The sequence below is a fragment of the Nostoc sp. genome (assembly GCF_036917755.1).
In the GTDB taxonomy this organism is placed as follows: domain Bacteria; phylum Cyanobacteriota; class Cyanobacteriia; order Cyanobacteriales; family Nostocaceae; genus Nostoc.
In genome coordinates, this window is the sequence record NZ_JBALFC010000123.1 from 1 (window position 1) to 24,389 (window position 24,389).

Below are 24,389 nucleotides of genomic sequence, written 5' to 3' on the forward strand. Positions count from 1 at the left end.
GAGATACGTCCCTGCATATTCTGGTTTCTCCTGCCACCCTACAAAAAATATTTTCCTCTATTTCCGACCCCTTTTTGCGGTGACGTGTACTTAGAAGAGGCGATCGCTAACTTGGACAAAGCTCTGGCAATTAAACCAGATTTGTATGAAGCCTGGTTCAACCAGGGGATTATACTAGGATGTTTGGAACAGCCTGAAGAGGCACTTGCCAGTTATGACAAAGCTTTGGAGATTAGACCCAACAAATACCAAGCATAGTTTAACCGAGGTATTACGCTGTATGACTTAGGATGCCTAGAAGATGCTATACTAAAAACGGTTAAAGATTGGACTTTTATGTAGCGGCAAAAACAAGTAGTATAAACAAATAATCAATAGGGTGGTATTAAAAGGTAAAGTCTGATGTTGAGAATAGATTTTACGCAAGAAGACATTAATAAGCTGCATTATGAAAGATATCACCATCCTCATCCATTAGTACAGAAAAAGATGGAAGTTCTGTATCTCAAAAGCCAGGGCATAAAACATAAAGACATTTATAATTTGTGCAAAATATCGAAAACAACGCTAACAATATATATTAAACAATATCAATTGGGAGGGGTAGAAGAACTTAAAAAAATCGAATATAAAGGACGACCAAGTGAGTTAAATCAATACAGTGATATTTTGAAAGAATATTTGGAAAAATCCCCGGCTTCAAGTGTTGCAGAAGCGAGTGATGCCATTGAAAAATTAACTGGTATTAAGCGCAGTCCAACACAAGTGAGAGAATTTTTAAAAAGAATTGGTTTGCGTTGCTTAAAGGTGGGTTATGTGCCGGGAAAGTCAGTAGAAGAAAAAAAGATTGAAGAGGTAAAAAAATATAGGGTCGAAACGCTAGAACCACTGCTTTATGAGGCTATGAGCGGAGAAAAAGCAGTTTTCTTTGTTGACGCAGCGCACTTTGTACATCGAGCATACTTAGGATTTCTATGGTGTTTTGCAAGAACATTTATATGTTCACCTTCTGGTCGGAAAAGATTTAATGTTTTGGGAGCAGTTAACGCAGTCACTAAAGAAATAATTACAATAACAAATGAAACTTATATTAATTCAGAAAGTATTTGTCAATTGCTATTTAAATTATCTAATTTGGTTTTAAATATTCCAATTACTCTGGTCTTAGATAATGCTAAATACCAGAAGTGTAAACTGGTACAAGACTATGCGAAACAATTGGGCATACAGTTATGTTATTTACCTTCTTATTCACCACAGCTAAATTTAATTGAGCGATTTTGGAAGTTTATTAGAAATGAATGTTTATACTCTTTACTACCAGATACAATAATTGTTAATAATCTTACATAATTCAGTTACTGAATTAAGGCAGGGGGGATGAAAGAATCCAGTTGTATTGAAAGATTTCCTCTTGCCGTCAGATGGTTTCAAACTCCTGTTTTAAAATATGGAAAACCAAGACATTACAAACATCCTCTAACACTTTGGCGACATCGATGTTTAATGACAGTTGGTGAAAATACTTATTTTGTGTTTACTTACTTTAATATTCCTTTTACATTCTACTTATAATTACTGCCCTAAAAGTAGCTAAACTTCATACTTGAGAATATACCCTACCTCTTGACTATTGCTTATAAAAAATAATATCCAGCTTCATGATTACTTGAAGTAGATGTCATTAGTTATACCATTGTCTTAGCAGCTTAAATGATTGATATTAGAGAAGTAGTTTAAAAATATCGCTTGTCTCTCTAATACATGAATAAAAAATGGGCTGCTAAACGACTTACAATCAATCTCACATCAAGCGAGGCACAGAAGCTTGAACAATACTGTTCAATCACAGGAAGACCAGCAACCGATGTGATTCGGGAGTTAATTCGCTCTCTTTGTCCTCAAAATGAAAAAGTCTCTGAAACCTAGTAAATCAGGGTCAGCACATCTGAATTTATGAGTGAAATATAGTGTTTCACAGTTATCAATTTTCCTGCAAACACGGGATATACAGCAGATTTCAAGGAAGGCGAAGTACACAACGATTCGTCTCAAAGCCAGGTATAAAGCGTGTTTTACTTCTGAATTCACCAATTCTGATGCTTCGGCGGAGCTTCCCTTGCTCCGCTCCTGAATTCTGCTGTAAGTAGCAACTGAACACAATCCAGATGTGATTCTGCTCGATTTAGCCATGCCCAATATGGATGGTTTAGAAATTAAATATGCGTTATCAAGAACCCTTGTAGAGACGTAGCAGTGCTACGTCTCTACATTCTTTTTCACTCCTATGTCTAAGGCGACCAGCTACTTATCCCTATATGCAGCAAATCGCCCAAGCTGTTGATAAATTGGGCTTTCTCTTCGTCACAAAACTTAATTACGAACTTGTACTGAGCGCAGCCGAAGTATTATGAATTACGAATTATTTTAAGGAGAGCCAGTGCGTTGGGCGGCTCTGCGGACTTGAAGCAAGTGGTGTGGATTTAGTGGGACTTAGACAAAAAACACCCATAAAAAAGCCTCAAATCTATATACAGAGAGACTTTGACATCGTTTTGCTTGGTTGATTGATATATCTGGGTTTGAGCCGTTTTTGAGCATTTGGTGTATTTCCCTTACTCTGCATGGGTTTGAGGCTTGTTTATCCCTCAAAAATGTTTAAGTCCCGTTAGGAGGAGCTAAAGTTTTGGATACCTCAGCCACCACTTTTAAAACATCCTCTAAGGCTTGATTTCGGGTGGGGTCAAAGCAGCATATTCTTCAGGGGAAAGCGCCACATCTTTAACATTGATTTTCTTAGTAATAAATTTTTGCTCATAGAACAAGTCAGAAATCTTCTGCTGCCCTGACAGAATTTCATCACTAATAGGTCTTAAGGTATAACGCCGCCGCCTGACTACCTTTTCCAATGTTGGAATATCTAGCTTGGCATCACGCGCGATTATTTCGGCAACGTCTCGTGGATTTGCCTCAGCCCATTTGCCTGCATTATTGACTTCTTCGAGGATAATTTTCACTAATTCCGGATTATCCTTCACGAAACTGCGTGCAGCTAACCAGTAGCCTCCTTGGGTCGTAATCCCCTTACCATCCCGGAGAATCCGAACTCCCACAGTTCTCTGAAACTCGGCAAGTTGAGGATCACTAATTACACCTGCATCAATACTATTACGAATAAACGCTGCACGAGTTTCTGGTGATATGAGATTTAGATATTTGACATCACTCAACTTCAGCCCTACTTCCTCCAAAGCCTTCACCACAAAGTATTGACTCGCAGTAGCTCTTTGAAAAGCGAGAGTCTTACCTTTTAAATCAGCTACAGTCTTGATTGGGGAGTCTTTATGTACTACGATCGCAGTTCCTTCACCAGTAGCAGGTTTAGTGCTAGCAATAAAAACAAAAGGAATGCCAGTTGCTTGAGCAAAGATGGGTGGAGTTTCACCGACAGCACCGACATCCAAACTGCCGACATTCATCGCTTCTAGAAGTTGCGGCCCGGCGGTAAATTTTGCCCACTGTACATTAATACCTAGTGGATTCAAGCGTTTCTCTAAAACTTGTCTATTTCTGGTTATATCCGCAGCAGTAAAATACCCTATTCGTAACACCTTCGTCTTGATGCCATTAGAAGCGGCGACGGCAGCTTTGTCTGGTGTATTTGGTGTCTTACAACTAATTAGAGTCGTGGATAGAGAAAATACTCCAGCCATTAATAACATTAGAAAGTTGCGTTTTTTAGCTACCATAATATGCTATCAATTTTCTGATGTTTAAGGTTTACTGCAAATACTCAAGGCTTAACTACCGAAGGGGTCAAAGCAGCATATTGTTCAGAGGAAAGTGTCGCTTCTTTAACATTAATTTTCTTAGTGATGAATTTTTGCTCATAGAACAAATCAGCAATCTTCTGCTGTCCTGACAAAACTTCTTCACTAAGAGGTCTTAAAGTGTAACGCCTGCGCTTTGATACTAGTTCTAGTGTTGGAACATCAATTTTTGCTTCGGGCGAAATCAGTTCAGCTACTTGATGTGGGTTAGCTTCAGCCCATTTGCCGACGTTGTTGACTTCTTCCAAAATGATTTTCACTACATCAGGATTATCTCTGACGAAATTGCGCGAGCCTAACCAGTAGGCTCCTTGGGTAGTAATTCCCTTACCATCTCGGATAATCCGAATACTGCCAGTTTTCTGAAATAGCGCGAGGTGGGGGTCGCCAATTACAGCCGCATCAACACTTTTACGTTCAAATGCTGCACGAGTTTCTAATGGTGTGAGGTTAATGTGTTTAATATCGCTAAGTTTTAGTCCTGCTTCTTCCAAAACCTTCAGAACGAAATACTGTTGTGCAGTAGCTCTTTGAAAGGCGAGTCCTTTACCTTTGAGGTCAGCGATTGTCTTGATTGGAGAGTCTTTATCGACTACAACAGCAGTTTCCTGACCAGTCCCAGGTTTGCTGCTAGCAACATAAACAAAAGGAACGCCGGACGCTTGAGCAAAGATAGGCGGAGTTTCACCGACAAAGCCGAAATCTACACTTCCCACATTCATCGCTTCCAGAAGTTGGGGTCCTGCAGCAAATTTTGACCACTCTACAGAAATACCCAGTGGAGTTAAACGTTTTTCTAACAGTCCTTTAATCTTGAGTAAGTCTCCAGCCGTCATGTAGCCCATGTGTAAGACTTTTGTCTTATTGCTATTAGAGGCGTTAGCGGCTTTCTCTGGTGTACTTGGTGCTTTACAACTGACTAAAGTCGTAGATAAGGTGAATACTCCACCTACTAAGAATAGTAGAAAGTAATTGAATAGCTTAAAGTGAGATTTGCTCGATATTTCTACCATAATGCAGTAGTAATTTTTTAATGTTTTCGTTTCTTCAATACTGAATGTCTGCCCTTTGTGCTACTGGCAATTAGCTGGAAAGTGAAATGAAAGTTGTAGCTGAGAAATTTAATTAAGCAGCTTGGCAAATGGCGCATAATCTCGGTCAGATTTTAATCTACGGTAAATCTATCGGATTACTGTATTAATCAATTGCACGGATAATATCATAGACCTGTGCAAGAATCAAGCAGCAAATGCAGCCACGCTTCTAAGAGGTTGTTTGAAAAGTCTAATTTGTTACTAGCCCTGGCGACTAGAAGTCGCGGCTACACGAGACTTTACCCACCTTCGTGGGTTAAATTGGTTGATAATTCTGGATGCGCACCTCAAATTCCGTTTCAGTGGGAGGTTCTATTTCAAAGGAAATTGAAGTTTCCCGGACAACTGGCGCATAAATTGCTAGCATTTTTAAGGCATCACTTTCATTAGCTAGTCTGATTGCAGCCTTCACAGCAGATCCTTTTTGAGCTAAAAATTAATTATGCAAGCTTAAAATACTTTATGCACTGCTTGACGGCAATCATTCAAAAGTACGTCAAGTTCTTTTACAACTTTCAAGGGATTTCTACCTCTAAAGACAGCAGCGATCGCAGCTTCATAAGGATTTCTACCTGTTCTCTTGACAGCATTTATTGCGGCTTGATTTGATAATTCTCGGACACTAACTAGCCATGCCGCTAACACATGTCCAGTACGTCCAATTCCACCAGAGCAGTGTACAACGACTTTCTCATTTTGTTTATCTGCTTCTATTAAGAAAGGAAGTATTTTCTCTGTGAGGGTTTCTAAATTACATAGATGGAAATCTGCAATTGGTGCCCAACAAACTAATCGATTACCAAATTCCTGTTTGTATGTGCCTAGAAGATCAGAGTAAGAAGCTAGCTGTTGATCTGGAAGAAGACAGCAAACTCGCTTGATATCTTGGCGCTTCATGAATTCTATCCAATCTTGAAGCTTCTTATTATTGTATCCAGGTCGTGCAGCACCAAACACTATTTGCTCATTCTCGCAAGCCGGGGCAAACTTATACATCTTTAACTGTCTGACTTCTGAATCTTGGAAGTTACTCGTTGTAGCCATAAAATAGTTATTTTTTGATTAATTTAGAATACTTTGCCGGAGCATTCAGGCGGTAAAATACATGGTGTATTCACTTATAGTGAAAAGTTTTTTAATCTAGTTTAAAGATAGGATTTTTAAATACTCTTGCACAGCAGTAGATAGTCCCATCTCCAAAGCATCGGCAATCAGCGCATGACCAATAGACACTTCAAGTATGCCAGAAATTGAACAGAACTTTTCTAAGTTTTGCAGATTTAAATCATGCCCTGCGTTCACTTCTAAACCAATTTCCTGAGCCTTTTGTGTTGCTTTTTGGTAGTCTTGGAATACAGATTCTACATTGCCATTACGAAAAGCTGTAGCATAAGGTTCTGTATATAACTCAATGCGATCGGCTCCAATCTCTTTAGCACGTTTAATTTGAGTTAAGTCAGTATCCATAAACAGGCTGACTCGAACTCCGAGGTCTTTTAGCTCTCGAATGATTGGCCTGAGCCAAGAGCCATCTGTAGCCAGATCCCATCCATGATCTGATGTGAAAGCATCTGGTGCATCGGGAACTAAGGTACACTGCGTTGGTTTGATTTTTCGGACTATCTCTAAAAATTGAGGTGAAGGATTACCTTCTATGTTGAACTCAACAGTCAATATTTGCGCCAGTGCATCCACATCTTCGGGCTTGATATGTCGTTGGTCTGGGCGTGGGTGAACTGTGATTCCTTGTGCTCCAGCTTTAATGCAGGTAGAAGCCGCTTCGATTACACTCGGTCTACCAAAATTTCGAGCATTTCTGAGTAAAGCGACTTTGTTAAGGTTAACGCTGAGATTGGTCATCTTAAAAAATTTAGTCGATTCTTAGTGTCGTTTTAAACTACTTATTTTTTTAGATATAGTAATCCGCTTTGATTATTGAACTGACTTGCCTAGGCTGGGAGTAGGGAATAGCGAGTGGGGAGTAGGGAATAAGCTTTTTCCATTAGTACTTATAAGTTCTTCAAAAATAAAATAGGAGTCCTATATTACTCGAAATCTAATCTATTATGGTGCGTTAGGTAGAGGCATAATGCATCCTACAAATTAAGATTGGATGATTTTTTTGCTACTTTCGGGTATATGATTTGATAAAATTACATTTTGATAATCGTTATTCAAGGCAGATTTTAATGTAGATGTTACATCCTTATATATATGCCATTTCCTGATATTTTTGTATTCATTTTGTACTTGCAAAGCAAATCTTGTAGCATCGTTTTTACCTATTCCTACTTTCTCATAGACTTCTACAAAATATTCATTCATATACTCCCACCATGTTTTGCCATTCAAAAATATGCTATGGGGAGTATCAGGGGAGTGCCAAGTAAAGCCAATGTTGAGAAATGGTCGAATATCCTCTAGCTTTATATTTTGGATTCCATTACTTTCTAATATTGAATGTAAAGTTCCACTCCACATTCCCTGACGATAACCTAGTGTATTCTCAAAATCCCATAATAAATATTTCATTATACATTACTCGCGCACATTTTGTTGGCGTCTCATACTGATTTACGGGCAATGAATGCTGCATGAGCTTTTGGCAGATTGTACTGACCATAACTACGCACGATCTCAATTTGGAAACCAACTTGACGAAGTTTTTCTGCAATATCTGTCGCTTCATATAACTGCTGATGATGTACTTCATCATCCCGTCTGTAGTGTTCTCCCACTTTACGAAAGGTAATAATTCGACGGGTGAGTATCCCCTGCTTTTGATCCTCATTTTTTTCGACGAGTACTATCCAATCGTCTCCTTCATTGAATCCCTTAGTTGTGATTTCCGGTGCAATCTGTCCTGGCTCTGCAATGTCGAAAATTAAGACACCTCCAGAAACTAAAGCGTTGTATATGCGGTCAAACAGATCAACCAACCTTTGACGTTCGGGATCTGGATCAAACAAGTAATTAAAGCATTCACTGATCGATATCACAGCATGACACGGTGAAATCTCAGCTTTGAAAAATGATTCGACTCGGAACTCTGCATCTGGCACTCTTTTGCGAGCAATTTCAATCATTGACTGAGAGATATCAATTCCGAGAACACGATAATTAGCCTTCGTGAGTTCTTGCGCTGATAATCCACTTCCACACCCTAAATCTACCACTAGCCCGTCCCGTATTCCGCTCCGATTCAGAATTTCTATAATGCCGGGAGCAGATTTGAGAGCGTAATTACTATAACCGACATCATGGATATACGCGAGATCGTCCTTGTACCACTCTTTCATATTACAACTCAGTTATTTATTCAATTTGCCTTGCCAAACGATTTCCTTAACTTTGATTTCTTTCGGGATCAATTTAATTTTGTAGAAGGTATCTGCAACCTCTTGTTGTTTAGTAATCACTTCATCTGTGAGCGGAAGTACATCATATTCACGCCGCTTTTCTGCTATTTCTAACACAGGAGCATCTATACCCAAAGCAGGGGAAAGAAATTTAGCAACTTCACTAGGATTATTCTTTGCCCAGTCACTAACTTTCTTCACCTGATCGAGAACTATTTTCAAGGCATCCGGCTTGGCATCAACAAAAGATTTTGCAGCCAGATAATAACCACGATTGGGAGCTAATCCCGTCGCGTCTGCTAAAGTACGTGCGCCTGTTGCTGCTTGTGCTGCGGCTAAGTAAGGGTCCCAAATTGCCCAAGCATCAACCTTTTTTCCCTCAAAGACAGCACGAGCATCGGCAGGAGTGAGAGTTACTCGTTGGATGTCACTGTACTGTACCCCTGCCTTTTGCAGTGCTTTCACCAATAGGTAGTTAGCATTAGAACCTTTGGCAAAAGCAATTTTTTTACCCTTGAGTTCAGCCACACTTTTAATAGGTGAATCCTTAGGCACCAGGATGGCTTCAGCCTTGGGACTCCAAGGATCGTAGGCAACATAGACTAAAGGAATCCCCCCAGCTTGAGCAAATATAGGTGGTGATTCTCCGGTATAGCCAAAATCAATACTACCTGCATTCAATGCCTCTAGGAGTGGGGGACCAGCAGGAAATTCTGACCAAGTTACAGAAGAGCCTGAAGCTGCGAAAGCTTTCTCTAATTCCCCTCTCGCCTTCAGCGCATAGAGGACAGTTGATGCTTTCTGATAACCTATGCGAACTGTAGTACTGCTAGCTGCTGGACTGGGGGTTTGGGTTGTCTGCGGTGTGCCAGAGTTGTTGCTTGCGCTTGGAGAACAAGCAGAGACAGCCAAAGTTAAGCCAAGTCCCACTGCAAACAGTAGCGAAAAGGTGCGGATTCTTTGTTGTTGGAACCTCTGGAGGAAGGCGATCGCAATACCCAAAAATCGACTTGGAGAGAACTTAGTCAACATCTTTACTCTGCTTTCAGGGATAAATAACTATCAGACTTCAGCAAACCTCCGGTATAACTCCGACAAGTTTATTGATTTACCGTATTATTATGGAATCATAAAAATATCACATAATTCAAGCTGAAATGCAAGTTTATTCACTTAAGAAAAAATTCTCCCTAAAAGTCATATAGCAATCCGATTTGATTCTTGTTCGCGCAGCGTGGCGTAGCCATACTTATTTGCGTAGACAGGGAGTAGGGAGTGGGGAGTGGGGAATAGGGAAGAAGCCTTTTCGGGGTGTACTGAATGAGTTTTTTCAAAAATCAAATAGGAGTCCTATAGCAATGTCAAATCTAAATTCAATCGGATCAGAAAGCACACCATGACAGATAATATTCTTCAACAACAGATTGATTACTATCGCGCTAGAGCCAACGAATATGATCAGTGGTTCTATAGGAAAGGACGCTACGATCGCGGTACCGAAAACAACCAGCGCTGGTTTAATGAAATAGCTGTGATCAAAAATACATTACACCAAATTGGCGTGGTGGATGATATTTTAGAGTTAGCCTGTGGAACAGGTATCTGGACGCAGGAGCTTTTAACTATCGGTAAAAAAATTACTGCGATCGATGCCTCCCAAGAAGTGATTACAATTAATCGCTCGAAGTTAAATTCACTGAGTGTTGAATATCACCTCATAGATTTATTTACATGGCAACCTGACACTGAATATGATTTAGTATTTTTTGCCTTTTGGCTGTCTCATGTGCCGCCAAAATTACTTGATTCATTTTTGACGAAAGTCTATCAATCTGTTCGCGTTGGTGGACAAGTATTTATCATTGACTCTCGCTTTGAACCGACGTCGACGGCTAACAATCATATTCTTAAAGACGACGGAAACATATATAAAAGCCGGAAGTTAAATGATGGTCAAGAATTTCAGATTGTCAAAATTTTTTATCAGCCTGATGAACTTCAAGAACAGCTAAATAAAACAGGTTTTCAGATTGACGTGAAGGTGACAGATAACTATTTTATCTATGCACATGGGAGAAAGATTTAAATAATTGGTAATTCGTAATGGGCTATACCCCGCTACGTCCCTTGGGCGTCTCGTAAAGAAGACAGGAATTATCGCCATAATCGGATATTTTGCGGAAGGTTTATAGATATGATTTTATTTCAGAATATCTGATAAACCTGCCTAGGCGTAGCCAGCCGTAGGCATCGCTCTAAGCACAACTACTTATGCTGTCACCATTGATCGTACTGAATCAGGGGATGCTGGCTCAAAATGTAACACCATAATTTGCTCTGGGCGTAAACCGACAGATTCATAAGTGCGACCAGAGCGATCGCTCTCAAAATTAGCATAGGCGATCGCTTCCTAAAGTTAGATAGGATAGATTGCTTCAATGTTGGTAAACTCAAGTGAATCATCTGACACTGTAGCTGAGATGTCAGCGCCTAGTTCAGCATAACAGTTTAAAACACGAGTATATGGAAAATCATCATCTATGTCTTCATAATAATCGCTGTCGCATGGTTGCGGCTAGGGTAAATCTCAGTTACACAGGGATTTTAGGGATCTTGGTTGAAGCTAAAAGTCAAAGGCTGATTTCTGCTGTGAAACCTTTGTTAGATGCTCTGATTAACCAAGCAGGATTCTGGGTGGCGCAACCTTTATACAAGAGGGTTTTGCAGCTTGTTGATGAAAATTAATTTTTGATATTCTACAATAATGCAAATCAATTTCACAGATCAATCTTGGTCTTTCGGCTCCAATACTGTGTTAGAAGCCTGGTTGCTAGCATTTCTTGCAGCTTCTAACTTTTGACGAATAGCTATCTGAACCTTTTCATCAAAATCAGGGTCGTTGAGAGATGCAATAATTCTGAGTGGACGTTGGTTAATTCTGTTTAAGTACGCCTGAAATGCTGTTTCATCTTTACGATGTTTGAGAAAATACTCTCTCAACTCGGCATTAGACATTGCATCATAGTTAACGCGGCTCATCAGCAAACTCCGCGTTGGGTAGAATTTGAAACTCCAGTTCTTCGCTATAACCAGCTAATAAATACACATTGCGAGTGCGATTATCAACACAAACTAGATGTATGGGCTGAAGCATAACATAGGTCGGTTGATAGGTGATGCGGTATAGACTCTCTACCTGGGCAGCAGTAGGCATTCTGAACATTTCCTCACCTATTGGCTATCTTAGCAAGTCTTTGCGCTTAATTTGTCAGTGATACTTCGCCCATCAATAACTTCGCCGCCACTCTACTGAGTTTCCTTTTACTCTGATTCAAATTTATGCCAGAAGTCTATTGACTTCCAACCAATATGTTGAGAAACTAATAGTTAGTTTAACTAATTAATGGAAGTGCATCAAACTTGTGACTATACTGACGGGAAAAATAAATCGGTTAGAATCTCCTAGCGAACCAAGAGGGCTGATTTTGGAAACTCAGGGACTCACACGCCGTTTTGGGAAGTTAACGGCTGTTAATAACCTGAGCATATCTGTGGAACAGGGTGAAGTATTTGGGCTGCTTGGGCCGAATGGGGCAGGTAAAAGTACAGTTATTAAGATGTTGACAACTTTACTGCCTCCCAGTGCAGGAACAGCAACCTTAGCTGGCTATGATGTGACTCGTGAATCTAATCCTGTGAGACGGGCGATTGGCTATGTCCCCCAGGCGCTCTCTGCTGATGGTAGCCTTACGGGTTACGAAAATCTGTTAATTTTTGCCAAGCTGTATGGAATACCTGCCAAAGGACGCGATCGCCGCATCTATGAGATTCTAGAATACATGGGTTTGCAAGATGCGGCGAAGCGCTTGGTACGAAACTACTCTGGTGGGATGATCCGCAAGCTGGAAATCGGCGTATCAGTTCTACATCAACCCCAAATTTTGTTTCTTGATGAGCCGACTGTCGGACTAGATCCGATCGCTCGAACTCAAGTATGGCAGCTTGTACAGCAACTCTGTGCTGATTACGGCACAACTATATTTTTAACAACCCACTTTTTAGAAGAAGCAGATAGCTTATGTAACCGCGTGGCGATTATGCAGCAAGGTGAAGTCGTAATTACAGGCGCACCGAGTGACTTAAAAGCTTCTTTAGATAAACCAAACGCAACTTTGGATGATGTCTTTATTCACTATACAGGCGACCAGTTAACATCAGGAGTCAACTACCGTGACACAGCAAGAACCAGACGTACTGCTCAACGGTTGGGTTAAAAGCCCAGCTACTCACCGAGGAAATATTATCTCTGCAATTAAAGAGCTAGTTACGAAAACTCTAGCGATCGCAGAATTGGAAGTGCGTAAACTCCGCCACGATCCCACTGATTTAGTAGTTAGATCGGTGCAACCGTCATTATGGTTGCTGATTTTTGGGCAAGTGTTCTCTAAACTTCACGAAATTCATACAGGGAACTTACCATATTTAGACTTTATGGCTGCTGGCATTCTCGCTCAAAGCGTGTTGAATGTGGCCATTTTCACTGGTGGAATGACACTAATTTGGGAGCGAGATTTAGGGATTGTACATAAATTTCTTGCTAGTCCTACACCCCGTGTAGCAATGGTCTTGGGCAAAGCTCTAGCATGTGGAGTCCGGTGCTTATCCCAGGTAGCAGTAATTTATGTATTGGCTTTTTTCTTAGGTGTAAAATTAAATCTCCATCCTCTAGCTTTTCTACAAGTGCTACTGGTAGTGATGCTGGGGGCGGCTTGCTTTTGTCTTTTTTCATTAATTATTGGCTGTTTGGCAAAAACCAGAGAGCGGATGACCGGAATTGGACAAATGTTAACCATGCCGTTATTTTTTGCCAGCAATGCTATTTATCCGATCTCAATGATGCCCGGCTGGTTAAAGATTATTTCCCACTTAAATCCCTTAACTTATCAGGTTGACGCTTTACGCAGCGCCATGCTAGCGGATGGAATCAGCGTCTATGGCTTTGGTTGGGATTTGGCAATTCTCTCATTAGCAGTAACAGTTTTGACGATCATCGGTGGACGACTTTATCCACGGGTAGGAATGTAATCCGCAAGGCGGAATTCAAAATTCAAAATTCAAAATTCAAACAGGTATACAGCGTAAGCGGTTGATTGATTTGGAATTGGTGGTTTATTTACGCTGTGTTGTATTAGCATCTATGGCTTTGGTCTGGATTGTACAATTCTCTTATTAAGGTTAATAATCTTAACCATCATGGTTGGACGACTTTATCCACAGATGGCAATGTAATCAGGAGAACAACAAGCCCATGACCTTGGATAAACCTACCAAAGGTGCAACTTCCGAAGAATGTGCCGCTAGGGTAATGGAAACAGTTCCATTAGTGATGCGGTTTATCCGAGCGGATATGCGTGCCCACAGCGCTGCTTTTTTATCTATACCTCAGTTGCGATCGCTAGCATTTATCAACCGCAATCCTGGAGCTTCATTATCTGAGCTAGCAGAGCATTTAGGTGTCACCTCTGCCACGGCGTCAGCAACCATAGAACGCTTAGTTCAACGCGATTTCGTCAAACGCTGCGATCATCCTCAAGAGCGGCGGCGGGTGCTGCTCAATCTCACTGAAGAGGGAAGGCATCATCTCAAGCAATCCCAAGATCAAACTCGCGCTCATATTACCGACCTGCTGAAAGGTCTTACAGAAGAGCAAATTTCCAACATTGAAGAAGGCTTAACTCTACTAAAAAATGTCTTCGAGCAAACAGAACTCAAATCCCCATAACTCTGAGGTTGCACAGCACGATCCCTTTGCAGCCCTGAAGTTTCGAGACTATCGGCTATTTACCATTGGACGGCTGCTGCTGTTTGTGGGATCGCAAATGCAAACTGTAGCCATCGGCTGGGAACTCTATGAGCGGACTGACTCAGCGATCGCTTTAGGTGGCGTGGGGCTGGCGCAAGTCTTACCGATGATTGCTCTCACCTTGATTGTCGGACATGTGGCCGATCGCCGCGATCGCAAACTGATCATTTTACTGTCGGTAATGTTGCTAGCTCTCTGCTCCCTAGCTTTGGGTGTACTTTCCTACACTAAGGGTGCAGTTTTTCTAATTTACGCCTGCTTGGTATTAACAGGTGTCGCTAGGGCTTTCCTCAAACCTGCCAGTGATGCCTTCATGTGGCAGTTGATACCTGTCAGCGCTTTTACCAATGCAGCCACCTGGAATAGTAGTAGCTTTCAATTAGCCGCAGTTATCGGGCCAGCCTTTGGAGGATTTGGAATTGCACTGCTGGGAAGTGCTACAGGAGTTTATGTGCTAGCTGCGATCGCTGCCTTGCTATGTTTTATTTTAACACTTGCGATCAAAGAGCAAAAAGGTATTCGCACAACTGAGCCAATCTCACTCAAAGCCCTGTCAGCTGGTGCTAAATTTGTTTGGCAGAATCAGTTAATTTTAGCAGCAATTACATTGGATATGTTTGCTGTATTGTTGGGTGGTGCGATCGCGCTCCTTCCTATTTTTGCCAAAGATATTTTACATGTCGGGCCAGTGGAGTTAGGATATCTACAGGCAGCTCACTCCATCGGTGCTTTGAGTATGGGTATTACCCTGGTGTATTTACCACCGTTACGCAAAGCAGGCCCAGCCTTATTGTGGTCAGTGGTTGGCTTTGGGGTTGTGACAATTATCTTTGGACTTTCTCGTTCCTTTTGGCTGTCTATGTTAATGCTGATCCTGGGTGGCGCACTAGATAGTATTAGCGTTGTGATTCGCCATACATTAGTTCAAATCAGAACACCGGATCATTTGCGTGGTCGGGTTGCTGCTATTAATAGCGTGTTTATTAGTGCCTCAAATGAATTGGGGGGCTTTGAGTCAGGCTTGACTGCTGCCTTGTTTGGCCCAGTGATTTCGGTTGTAGGTGGTGGAATTGGCACAATTGTAGTAGTGATTGCTACGGCGATGATTTGGCCAGTAATTCGCAAGTTAGGGGCTTTGCAGGAGTATAAATAATTCGTAATTCGTAATTCGTAATTCGTAATTAAAAAACTTTACTTAAAACATAGTTATATCTAGTCAGATGTAGTCTTTCTATCCGGCTTGGGTAGTTGCGATGAATCTGACTCGATGTGCAACTTATTCTTCGCCATTGCATCGGCTAACAATGCCATTGCATCGGCTAACAATGCCATTGCATCGGCTAACAATGCCATTGCATCGACTGACAATGCCATTGCATCAGCTGACAATGCCATTACATCGATTGACAATGCCATTGTATTGGCTGACAATGCCATTGCATCGGCTGACAATGCTTTGCATGGGAATGAGAAAAACTTCATTACAGCTATTTTCAGTTAAATAGACCACGCGGGTAGGGGCACAGCATTGCTCATTGGTGTCAACTTAAGCCAAAACCCTTTTCAAACCTCGTTTCCAGCCTCTGGCTGGAAATGCTGCTCGTTGCGGCTCTGCCGCAAGTCTTGAGGCGGAGCCTCTCGGAATGCATTCCCAGTCTCCGACTGGGAACGAGACAATCTTAAAAGCTGCTTATAGACTGGCTTTCACGTTAAGTTGACACGTATAAGCATTGCTGTGCCCCTACGACAGATGAGGCAATTGAGCAGGAACAGGAGCGGCGTGGCAATCTGCAATAAAACAAGCAAAGCGCCTATGCGTTAAAATTTAAACCCTCAATTCGCCACGATTTTACGCAAAGCTGTACTAACCGCTCTTTTAACGTTAAATTGACACACATGAGCTTGGTCTATCCCTGCTTAAAAATAAGCTTTAGCAGAATTATTGACTATGCCCAAGGTTCAGATTAACGGAATTGATTTGTTCTACGATATTAAAGGAAGCGGTGAGCCATTGCTATTAATAGCTGGCTTCCTTTGCGATCATGCCTATTGGTCGCTGATTATGCGATCGCTGACTTCGCACTATCAAGTTATTCGCTTGGACAACCGAGGTATGGGGCAAAGTTCTGCTCCCGAAAGTCCCTATAGTCTCAAACAGATGGCTAGTGACGTTGCAGCATTGCTTGATCATATTGCGATCGATAAGGTGCATCTAGCAGGTCATTCAATGGGTGGTCAGATAGCCCAAGAGCTAGTGTTAGCACATCCTCAAAAGGTACAAAGTCTGATGCTACTTTCATCGTTGGCAAAGGGTGATGCATTATTCAACAGCATTATTGAGACTTGGGGCGACCTCTGCGGTAATGTAGACTTGAAACTTTATGAAAAAGTCGTATTACCGTGGATATTTACAGATACGTTCTACTCAATTCCTGGAATGATCGAAGGTCTGATCGAATTTGCAATCAAATATCCTTTCTTGCCTGCGACTCATTCACTCTATCATCACAGCCGAGCCATGCTTGACTTTGACACAACAGACCGCCTTCAACAAATTCATTGTCCTACCCTAGTTCTAGTTGGTAAACAAGATATTCTCACCCCGCTAAAGTTTTCTCAACAACTTGCTCAAGGCATTCCCAACGCTGAACTTTTAGTCCTCGACCGTGGTGGTCATGGCTTCTTAATTGAGTCGCCGGATGCTGTGGTTTCAGCTATGCTTAACTTCTTGCGGAAATCGAAGCCAACTTACACTATGTGATATCTTCCATAGACTGATTTCAGTACCAAATGAGCGTGGGAACGAGGGTGCAAAATATTCCAAATACAGCAGAATTCAGAATTAAGGAGTCAGAATTCAGAAGTAAAACAGGCTTTATACCTGACTTTGAGACTTAGCTTGTGTACTTCACCAACCTGAAATCTGCTGTAAAAAAATATCCCAAAACTGACGCAAAAATCCTCTCTATTTCTCTTCTCTCTGTGTTCTCTGCGCGGCAGTTGCTTCAAGTCGGGGAACCCGCCCAACGCACTGCCTTGTCTCTGTGGTTCGTTTCCTTAAATAATTTACTTCTTGGAAGTCCCTAAACAAACAGAAATCAAAAATGTACACAACAACTCAACCTGATCCCGTCCGCTTGGAAATATTCAAAAATCTCTATCAATTTATCGCCGAACAAATGGGAATTGTGTTACAAAACACGGCCACATCAGTGAATATCAAAGAGAGGCTAGATTTTTCCTGTGCTATTTTTGACTCATCGGGATTATTAGTCGCTAATGCTCCCCACATTCCTGTACATTTAGGCTCAATGAGTGAAAGTGTCCGCAGCTTAATTAATGATCAAGGCAACACTCTAAAACCAGGAAATGTCTATTTATCTAATAATCCCTATAATGGCGGAACCCACCTTCCTGATGTCACTGCAATTACCCCTGTATTTCTGAAAAGTGAGGAAAATACTACACCTCTTACTCCCATTTTCTACGTCGCTTCTCGTGGACATCAAGCCGATATCGGTGGAATTACTCCTGGTTCAATGCCTCCCCACAGTACCACAGTAGAAGAAGAAGGAATTATTTTTGATAATTTTCTCTTAGTTGAAGAGGGAAATTTTCGAGAAACCGCAGTCAGACAGCACCTCTCAAATCATACTTATCCTGCGCGTAACCCTGAGCAAAATATCGCTGATTTAAAAGCACAAATTGCCGCAAATGAACGGGGAGTTCAAGAACTCCGTAAAATGGCTTTACAATACGGGCTTGAAACTGTCCAAAGTTATATGAAATTTGTGCAAGCTAATGCTGAAGAGTCAGTGAGAAAGGTTATCAATCTTCTCAAAGATGGCTCATTTGTTTATGAAATGGATAATGGGGCGATAATTCAAGTTAAAGTGACAATTCACCAAGAAAGTCGTAGTGCTACCATTGATTTTACTGGCACATCTGGGCAACTAAATAGTAATTTTAATGCTCCGAAAGCGGTAACTCAAGCAGCAGTCTTATATGTCTTTCGGACTTTGGTTGATGATCATATTCCTCTGAATGCCGGGTGTCTTAACCCTCTAGAAATTATTATACCTGTTGGGTGTATGCTGAATCCAATTTATCCCGCAGCAGTAGTTGCGGGTAATGTCGAAACTTCTCAAACTATTGTTGATGCTTTATATGGCGCTTTGGGTGTGATGGCTGCTTCTCAAGGAACGATGAATAATTTTACTTTTGGTAATGAGCAATATCAATATTATGAAACTATCTGCGGTGGCTCTGGAGCAGGAATTGATTTTGATGGAACTGATGGGGTTCATTCTCACATGACCAACTCCCGCTTGACCGATCCAGAAGTTTTAGAAACCCGTTATCCGGTACTTTTAGAAAGCTTTAGTCTTCGTCCCGATAGCGGTGGTGAAGGAAAATATTCCGGTGGTAATGGAGTTGTCCGCCGCATCCGTTTTCTAGAACCGATGACAGCTAATATTCTCTCTAGTCATCGGGTTGTCCCTCCCTTTGGATTAAATGGTGGGGAAGCCGGAATTGTCGGACGCAACTGGATACAACGTGAGAATGGAATTGAAGAGAATTTAGACAGCACAGCAACAGTAGAGATGAAATCTGGGGATGTTTTTGTGATAGAAACTCCTGGAGGAGGCGGATTTGGTCACACAATTTTGGATTTTAGATTTTAGATTTTAGATTGACCCTAGCAATCAAGATTAGTTTCACGCATTTTATTTAAAAGTCAAGAGTCTGATTTGTGTTAGATAAATTCTGCTATTTCTATGCGATTACCACCAGGATCGCGGATAAAAAAGCGATTGTATCCGCTTAGGGGGCGATCGCTAATAATTTCTACCTTATATGCTTGGAGATGTTTGGCAAATGCTTCTAAGTTGTGAACCCGGAAACATATATGTCGCCTAGATACTTCGTTATTAGCCGGCTTCTCTATACCGACGTGGATTTGAATATCCCCCAGCACATACCATGCGCCTCCATTAGCTTGGACAGCCTCTGGTTTAATAATTTCAGTGAGTCCCAAAATTTGGCTGTAAAAAAACAGCATCGCGTTTTCTACTTCCGGTGGTGATGTCACCTGAATATGATCGATTGCTGTGAGCCACACTTTTATTTCCTCCATACTTGTTTTTCTTACTTGGTTGTGGAATGATGCTTTTATAAAATACGGTAAGTTAACGTGTTTACCGTAGTATATCGATAAATATCAACAACAATCAACTCTCAACGACATTGTAGGCTAAATCCTAAAATGACAAGCACAGGAATTCGCACAACTCAAGTTAAAGTCCCAAACGGTGATTTGCAAATTGATGCTTACTTAGCTGAACCTGCAAAAGCGGGAACTTTCCCCGCCGTTATTGTGATTCAGGAAATCTTTGGGGTAAATATTCATATTCGGGAAGTTGCTGAGAAGTTTGCTAAGGAGGGATATGTAGCGATCGCTCCCGCACTTTATCAGCGCACTGCTCCCGGTTTCGAGGCTAAATATACTCCAGAAGATATCCAGCGTGGTAGAACCTATAAAGAACAGACCACAGCCGAGGAAATATTGAGCGATATTCAAGCGGCGATCGCCTATTTGCAAACTCTACCAAATGTACAGAAAGATGCGATCGGTTCTATTGGTTTCTGCTTTGGTGGTCATGTTGTGTACTTAGCAGCCACTTTGCCAGACATTAAAGTTACAGCTTCCTTCTACGGTGGCGGAATTACCAACTCTACACCCGGTGGTGGTCAACCAACTATCACCCATACTTCGGAGATTAAAACCCCCATTTACGCCTTCTTTGGTACAGAAGATAAAGGCATCCCACTAGAACACACAGAACAAATTGAAGCCGAATTAAAGAAATATCAAATTCCTCATAAAATCTTCCGCTATGAGGGTGCAGAACATGGCTTTTTCTGCAACCATCGCGCCAGCTACAATCCCGAAGCCGCCGCCGACGCTTGGCAACAAGTCTTAAAACTATTCCAAAAAAACCTCCAACTGCAAACAGTCTAAATCTCAAATACTCTCTGCGCGACCCTCCGCGAACAAGTGATCTCGCCGCGCAAACAACAGAGGTAATTTTTACCGCCCAACAAACCCTTGCAGAAGCACAGGCATTTTATTGAAATCGGCGGGAAACTCCATCCCCTCGTGGGTGGTCGAGGTTGCTCCCCCCCTCGCTTGGGGCATTAGGTAGGAAGAAAGCAACTTCTTCGCCATGCCCCATGCCCCATGCCCCATGCCCCATGCCCAAGAGTGGGTGGAGTTCTTTATTCTGGTGTTAAGCAAAGGCTTAATTACAAACTACTAATTATTTAGTTTTGGGTGAAAAAGCTGCATATTGCTCAGGTGTAAGCATCGCTTCTTTGACGTTAATTTCTTTGGGAATCAATTTAAGTTCATAGAATTTATCAGCAACTTGCTGCTGAAGAGTAATTAATTCTTGAGAAATTGGTATAAGTCCAAACTTTCTTCTATTAGTACTTTTTTGCATTGTTTCTAAATCAATGCCCAAAATGGAGGAGAGACTTGCAGCTACTTCATCTCGATGTTGATCAGACCATTGTTCAAAATTTTGAATTTCTTCTAGCAATGTCTTAATAATTTCTGGCTGTTGGCTAGCAAATTTTTGGCTGGCAAGGTAATATCCTCCTTGTTTATTAATTCCTGTACCATCAATTAATACACGAGCATTGGCAGATTTCTCGGCTGCTGCGTAAAATGGGTCCCAAATTGACCAAGCATCAATACTACCTCTGACAAAGGCAGCACGAGCATCGGCTGGTTGTAAATATATAGGTTGAATATCACTATATTTCAAACCATACTTTTCTAAAATTTGCACAAGCAGATAATGGGCGCTAGAACCTTTTTGGAAAGCAATCTTTTTACCTTTGAGATCGTTGACTGTTTTGATGGCATAATTTTTGGAAACAAGAATTGCTGAACCAGCAGGACTTGGGGCAATTCCGGCGATATATGTAATTGCAGTACCTCCTGCTTGGGCAAAAATTGGTGGCGATTCTCCAGTATTTCCTAAGTCAATACTGCCAACATTGATGGCTTCTAAAAGCTGTGGCCCAGCCGGAAATTCAATCCATTCGACAGATACACCTTCAGGTTGTAATCGCTTTTCTAAAAGCCCTTTATTTTTTAGGAGAATTGTGGATTTTTGATAGCCTATTCTGACTACTGATGCTTTGGTTTGAGTGGAATTATTGGCAGATACAGTTGTAGTATTAGTTGGAATATTTACTGTACAAGCAGCAAATAGCAAGCTGACGCATAAGCCAGTAATAAATGCCCCAGTAAATTTTATCGGGACAATAGATAAGAATCGCCTTGGATTGGCAAATCTGAAAATAACCCATTTTTGCCAATAGATTATTAGGCGCTGAAATAAAAATTTCAACATTAAGTTTTACCTCTTTTTTCGGGTGAAATACTAATCTGTTCGATTGACAGTATTTTTAGAACAAGTAATGATAATTCAGCTAAATTCGTATTTTACCATAATTTACGGTAATCCGGTCAAATTAGTGTATTATCTTCTTGATAAGATGGTAACATCCCATAAAAACTTTACTAAATCGGTGTTTACTGTTACAATTTAAATCGGAAAGTTTAGTTGCTTATCTCCGAAAAATCTGGTATTATACCGATTTTTGGATTCTAATCACAGTAAATCAGTAAAAGTGAAGTATCTTACTAAGATTGCTATAGTTTTGAGTTTTTTTGTTCGATTTTCTCAAGTGAGGTTTTTGTTGCTCGGTAAGTTTTTACTATTACTTACAATTTTGTTTCATTAGTTAGTTTTAAGTTTTATTAAGATAGCCCTTGATTTTCTAAAAAAAGTGTGCGAAGCTTTTTTTATATGCAAACTACTGTAATTCGACCGACAAACAGTATTAAGTATGAACTGCGATAAACTACGCCCCACCGTAGCCCATCGCCTACGTGGGGCGTAGTTTATCGCATGGAGTCATCATTGCTACTGAAGGCTTTGGTTTTTTGAGCTAAGCACTAAGTTGCAAAAATAATGTCTGCAACGAAATGCTTAGATGCACCACTGAAAATTTACGACAAAGCGACGTGAAGGGAGTTGTCAGCTTTGAAAATTATTCTACCAACAGACGTAGCCACAGAACTTGAGGCTCATCTACCTGATGACATAGTAGTTGTGCGTGTGGACAGCGAAGGTAACTTTGATGGTGATGCTAAAGATGCCGAGGTTTACTTTAGCTGGTTTTACCTGAAACCAACAGCATTGCATCGAGTTTTAGAATCTGCGCCGCAATTGCGTTGGCATCATGCACCAAATGCGGGTGTAAATCACATCCTTACACCCATCCTTACACCCAAATATATAGAACGTAACCTGATTTTGACTAACGGTGCGGGAGTTCACGCGATTCCCATTGCCGAATTCGTCATTGCCTATATGCTGTTTCATGCCAAGCAACTACCCAAATTACACCAACAACAGACTCAACACCATTGGCAAAAAGGTCTGCCAATTCAAGAATTGCTAGATAAAACCTTATTAATTATTGGTGCAGGTGGAATTGGGCAAGAAATTGCGTCCCGTGCTAAAGCTTTTGGGATGCGGATTTTTGGGAGTCGTCGTCACCCGCAACCACTACCTAACTTTGACAAAGTAGTTGGTGCAGATGAATGGGAAGCACTTTTGGGTGAAGCCGACTATGTTGTGATTGCCACGCCTCTGACGTGGGAAACTAAAGGCATGATTGATGCTGAGGTACTGCATTTGATGCGTCCCAGTGCTTATTTAATTAATATTGCTCGTGGTGCAATTGTAGATGAATTTGCACTAGTCAAAGCATTACAGGATGGTGAAATTGCGGGAGCTGCTTTAGACACAGTGTTTACAGAGCCACTACCAGCAGAAAGTCCATTGTGGTCTTTGCCCAACGTTTTTATTACACCCCACTGTTCTGGTAATTCTCCCAGAGTTAAGGAGCGATCGCTTGCACTTTTTCTGGATAATTTTACCCGCTATCGCCAAGATAAACCTCTGCGTAACATCGTAGATCAAACAGTAGGTTATTAATTCATTTATTTTATGCCTCACACAACTACTCTCGAACCCTCAGAAACAGACCAATGGTTTGTTGATAGTCCTGAATTATCTGAGTTTGTGGCTACTGCCAAAGAAATTATTGCTAGCACAAATTGTAATCGCACAAAAACCCTCAATCTCCTTGAACCCTATTTTGCTGCCCTACTCCAGAGACAGGATTGGCTACCAGAACATTTTGCTCAACCAAACCCTGACAGTGGTTTAGGCGGCGGTATCGGACAATGGTTGCTGTATCGTTCTCAAGAGCTAACTATTTTTAGTTTAGTGATTCCTCCTAATTCCATTACCGCTATCCACGACCATTTATCTTGGGGACTTGTCGGGTTGTATCAAGGCAAACAAGAAGAAACTGTGTACCATCGCCTAGATAATGGTGAATTAGAAGGATTTGCTCAATTAGAGATTGTTCGTTTGTATAAAATCAAACGCGGTGAAATTTACCAATTGTTGCCTCCCGATGGAGATATTCACTCTGTGAAAGCCACTACGGTATTTGCACCATCCATCTCAATTCATGTTATGGGAAATGATATTGGAAGCATTTTAAGAAATAAGTATAATCCAGAGCAACAAAGTATCCAGTCTTTTCGCTCTGGTTACTCCAATGCACCATAAAGTCGAATGGCACTAAAAAATACAGCCCATGCTGGGAGGGCTGCCGCCTCCTCTTTTTTGACCAGAGATAGAACTTCTCGGAATACATTCAGAGCCTGGAGGCTCTTAACGAGGCGACACAAGCATTTGGGCTTTTCTTAGTGCCATTCGTATAAGGGACTTCCAAGAAATAAATTATCGAAAAAAACGAACCACTCCAGACGCAGAGAACACAGAGAGAAGAGAAATAGAGAGGATTTTTGCGCCAGTTTTGGGATATTTTTTTATTTGGAAGTCCCTAAAGTCTGTTTTTCCTTTGGGGTGTTTGTAGGAAAAGATATTTTGAGTGGTAACTTTGTGATTATCGCTGCTCCCGAAGGGTAGGCGTAGCCCGCCGTAGGCATCGCACCTTTTTTGCCCGACTTCACAAAATCACGTTGCTCCTGAGAATTATTGTATAGTTTGAGGTATGCCAGATTATACTCTCCAAAGAAGCTTTATGATTGCTTTACCTGGTATTACCATCTCAAACAAGATAT

Annotated in this window: 27 protein-coding genes and 1 pseudogene; 14 read left to right on the forward strand and 14 right to left on the reverse strand. The window is 41.2% G+C overall.

Translation table 11 applies throughout. The features are described 5' to 3' along the window. From V7L05_RS27320 to V7L05_RS27330, 3 genes and pseudogenes are all read left to right on the forward strand, one after another. Positions 1–258 (forward strand): tetratricopeptide repeat protein (locus V7L05_RS27320; protein ID WP_335168833.1); only part of this gene is annotated, 258 nt, incomplete at its 5' end. Positions 259–402: 144 nt separating this feature from the next. Further along, a pseudogene (locus tag V7L05_RS27325) lies at positions 403–1,314 on the forward strand (IS630 family transposase); the annotation flags it as partial. Between the two features lie 450 nt (positions 1,315–1,764). Further along, complete coding sequence (locus V7L05_RS27330; protein ID WP_334945073.1) at positions 1,765–1,929, forward strand: CopG family transcriptional regulator; 165 nt, start codon at positions 1,765–1,767, stop codon at positions 1,927–1,929. Positions 1,930–2,720: 791 nt separating this feature from the next. Here V7L05_RS27330 and V7L05_RS27335 read toward each other — a convergent pair. The 7 genes from V7L05_RS27335 to V7L05_RS27365 all read right to left on the reverse strand — a co-directional run bounded on the left by V7L05_RS27335 (position 2,721) and on the right by V7L05_RS27365 (position 9,315). After that, on the reverse strand, positions 2,721–3,749 hold the full coding sequence (locus tag V7L05_RS27335) for an aliphatic sulfonate ABC transporter substrate-binding protein (protein ID WP_335168835.1): 1,029 nt from the start codon (positions 3,747–3,749) through the stop codon (positions 2,721–2,723). A gap of 44 nt (positions 3,750–3,793) precedes the next feature. Further along, positions 3,794–4,843 (reverse strand): aliphatic sulfonate ABC transporter substrate-binding protein, encoded by a 1,050-nt coding sequence (locus tag V7L05_RS27340; RefSeq protein ID WP_335168837.1) that lies wholly within the window; start codon positions 4,841–4,843, stop codon positions 3,794–3,796. 531 nt (positions 4,844–5,374) lie between these two features. Then, complete coding sequence (locus V7L05_RS27345) at positions 5,375–5,920, reverse strand: protein-tyrosine phosphatase family protein (protein WP_335168877.1); 546 nt, start codon at positions 5,918–5,920, stop codon at positions 5,375–5,377. A 144-nt stretch (positions 5,921–6,064) separates the two neighbouring features. Further along, positions 6,065–6,784 (reverse strand): pyridoxine 5'-phosphate synthase, encoded by a 720-nt coding sequence (locus V7L05_RS27350; RefSeq protein ID WP_335168838.1) that lies wholly within the window; start codon positions 6,782–6,784, stop codon positions 6,065–6,067. Positions 6,785–7,027: 243 nt separating this feature from the next. After that, positions 7,028–7,456 (reverse strand): hypothetical protein, encoded by a 429-nt coding sequence (locus tag V7L05_RS27355; protein WP_335168840.1) that lies wholly within the window; start codon positions 7,454–7,456, stop codon positions 7,028–7,030. Between the two features lie 32 nt (positions 7,457–7,488). Continuing rightward, the gene (locus V7L05_RS27360) at positions 7,489–8,223 is read right to left on the reverse strand and encodes a class I SAM-dependent methyltransferase (RefSeq protein ID WP_335168842.1); all 735 of its coding nucleotides are present in this window, start codon (positions 8,221–8,223) and stop codon (positions 7,489–7,491) included. 12 nt (positions 8,224–8,235) lie between these two features. Further along, positions 8,236–9,315 carry a sulfonate ABC transporter substrate-binding protein gene (locus V7L05_RS27365; RefSeq protein WP_335168844.1) on the reverse strand — a complete coding sequence of 360 codons (1,080 nt, stop codon included), beginning with the start codon at positions 9,313–9,315 and terminating at the stop codon, positions 8,236–8,238. A gap of 364 nt (positions 9,316–9,679) precedes the next feature. Here V7L05_RS27365 and V7L05_RS27370 point away from each other — a divergent pair, with 364 nt between their 5' ends. Further along, positions 9,680–10,369, forward strand: coding sequence for a class I SAM-dependent methyltransferase (locus tag V7L05_RS27370; protein WP_335168846.1), 690 nt, complete (start codon positions 9,680–9,682; stop codon positions 10,367–10,369). Positions 10,370–10,560: 191 nt separating this feature from the next. On the opposite strand, the gene V7L05_RS27375 is transcribed toward V7L05_RS27370, so the two are convergent. After that, positions 10,561–10,746 (reverse strand): hypothetical protein, encoded by a 186-nt coding sequence (locus V7L05_RS27375; protein ID WP_335168848.1) that lies wholly within the window; start codon positions 10,744–10,746, stop codon positions 10,561–10,563. A gap of 60 nt (positions 10,747–10,806) precedes the next feature. On the opposite strand from V7L05_RS27375, the gene V7L05_RS27380 reads away from it, so the two are divergent. Next, a complete protein-coding gene (locus V7L05_RS27380) occupies positions 10,807–11,028 on the forward strand; it encodes a DUF3368 domain-containing protein (RefSeq protein ID WP_335168849.1) in 222 nt (73 codons plus the stop codon). A 39-nt stretch (positions 11,029–11,067) separates the two neighbouring features. On the opposite strand, the gene V7L05_RS27385 is transcribed toward V7L05_RS27380, so the two are convergent. Beyond that, entirely contained in the window at positions 11,068–11,322 is a 255-nt protein-coding gene (locus tag V7L05_RS27385; protein ID WP_335168851.1) for a DUF6887 family protein, read from the reverse strand. Next, positions 11,309–11,497, reverse strand: a complete 189-nt coding sequence (locus V7L05_RS27390) for a DUF6888 family protein (protein WP_335168853.1) — start codon at positions 11,495–11,497, stop codon at positions 11,309–11,311. Before V7L05_RS27390 ends, V7L05_RS27385 begins: the two co-directional genes overlap by 14 nt. 208 nt (positions 11,498–11,705) lie before the next feature. Between V7L05_RS27390 and V7L05_RS27395 the strand changes: the two genes are divergently transcribed. The 4 genes from V7L05_RS27395 (at position 11,706) to V7L05_RS27410 (ending at position 15,299) form a co-directional block, all read left to right on the forward strand. Beyond that, entirely contained in the window at positions 11,706–12,557 is an 852-nt protein-coding gene (locus tag V7L05_RS27395) for an ABC transporter ATP-binding protein (RefSeq protein ID WP_335168854.1), read from the forward strand. Continuing rightward, entirely contained in the window at positions 12,514–13,368 is an 855-nt protein-coding gene (locus tag V7L05_RS27400; protein WP_335168855.1) for an ABC transporter permease, read from the forward strand. The genes V7L05_RS27395 and V7L05_RS27400 overlap by 44 nt, the downstream gene beginning before the upstream one ends. A gap of 223 nt (positions 13,369–13,591) precedes the next feature. Further along, a complete protein-coding gene (locus V7L05_RS27405; RefSeq protein ID WP_335168857.1) occupies positions 13,592–14,065 on the forward strand; it encodes a MarR family winged helix-turn-helix transcriptional regulator in 474 nt (157 codons plus the stop codon). Next, the gene (locus V7L05_RS27410; RefSeq protein WP_335168859.1) at positions 14,031–15,299 is read left to right on the forward strand and encodes an MFS transporter; all 1,269 of its coding nucleotides are present in this window, start codon (positions 14,031–14,033) and stop codon (positions 15,297–15,299) included. Before V7L05_RS27405 ends, V7L05_RS27410 begins: the two co-directional genes overlap by 35 nt. A 59-nt stretch (positions 15,300–15,358) precedes the next feature. Here the strand turns inward: V7L05_RS27410 and V7L05_RS27415 are convergent, their stop codons facing one another. Continuing rightward, the gene (locus tag V7L05_RS27415) at positions 15,359–15,628 is read right to left on the reverse strand and encodes a hypothetical protein (RefSeq protein ID WP_335168860.1); all 270 of its coding nucleotides are present in this window, start codon (positions 15,626–15,628) and stop codon (positions 15,359–15,361) included. A 466-nt stretch (positions 15,629–16,094) separates the two neighbouring features. On the opposite strand from V7L05_RS27415, the gene V7L05_RS27420 reads away from it, so the two are divergent. Together V7L05_RS27420 and V7L05_RS27425 are read left to right on the forward strand one after the other, a co-directional pair. After that, a complete protein-coding gene (locus V7L05_RS27420) occupies positions 16,095–16,907 on the forward strand; it encodes an alpha/beta fold hydrolase (RefSeq protein ID WP_335168862.1) in 813 nt (270 codons plus the stop codon). A gap of 343 nt (positions 16,908–17,250) precedes the next feature. Further along, a complete protein-coding gene (locus V7L05_RS27425; protein WP_335168864.1) occupies positions 17,251–18,831 on the forward strand; it encodes a hydantoinase B/oxoprolinase family protein in 1,581 nt (526 codons plus the stop codon). A gap of 71 nt (positions 18,832–18,902) precedes the next feature. On the opposite strand, the gene V7L05_RS27430 is transcribed toward V7L05_RS27425, so the two are convergent. After that, positions 18,903–19,283 carry a VOC family protein gene (locus tag V7L05_RS27430; protein WP_335168866.1) on the reverse strand — a complete coding sequence of 127 codons (381 nt, stop codon included), beginning with the start codon at positions 19,281–19,283 and terminating at the stop codon, positions 18,903–18,905. A gap of 129 nt (positions 19,284–19,412) precedes the next feature. Between V7L05_RS27430 and V7L05_RS27435 the strand changes: the two genes are divergently transcribed. Further along, the gene (locus tag V7L05_RS27435; protein ID WP_335168868.1) at positions 19,413–20,168 is read left to right on the forward strand and encodes a dienelactone hydrolase family protein; all 756 of its coding nucleotides are present in this window, start codon (positions 19,413–19,415) and stop codon (positions 20,166–20,168) included. A 69-nt stretch (positions 20,169–20,237) separates the two neighbouring features. Here the strand turns inward: V7L05_RS27435 and V7L05_RS27440 are convergent, their stop codons facing one another. Together V7L05_RS27440 and V7L05_RS27445 are read right to left on the reverse strand one after the other, a co-directional pair. Then, complete coding sequence (locus tag V7L05_RS27440; protein ID WP_335168870.1) at positions 20,238–20,396, reverse strand: hypothetical protein; 159 nt, start codon at positions 20,394–20,396, stop codon at positions 20,238–20,240. A 70-nt stretch (positions 20,397–20,466) separates the two neighbouring features. Continuing rightward, on the reverse strand, positions 20,467–21,570 hold the full coding sequence (locus V7L05_RS27445) for a sulfonate ABC transporter substrate-binding protein (RefSeq protein WP_335168872.1): 1,104 nt from the start codon (positions 21,568–21,570) through the stop codon (positions 20,467–20,469). Between the two features lie 696 nt (positions 21,571–22,266). On the opposite strand from V7L05_RS27445, the gene V7L05_RS27450 reads away from it, so the two are divergent. After that, positions 22,267–23,226, forward strand: a complete 960-nt coding sequence (locus tag V7L05_RS27450; RefSeq protein WP_335168874.1) for a D-2-hydroxyacid dehydrogenase — start codon at positions 22,267–22,269, stop codon at positions 23,224–23,226. 12 nt (positions 23,227–23,238) lie between these two features. After that, a complete protein-coding gene (locus V7L05_RS27455) occupies positions 23,239–23,871 on the forward strand; it encodes a hypothetical protein (RefSeq protein ID WP_335168876.1) in 633 nt (210 codons plus the stop codon). Positions 23,872–24,389: the final 518 nt, after the last annotated feature.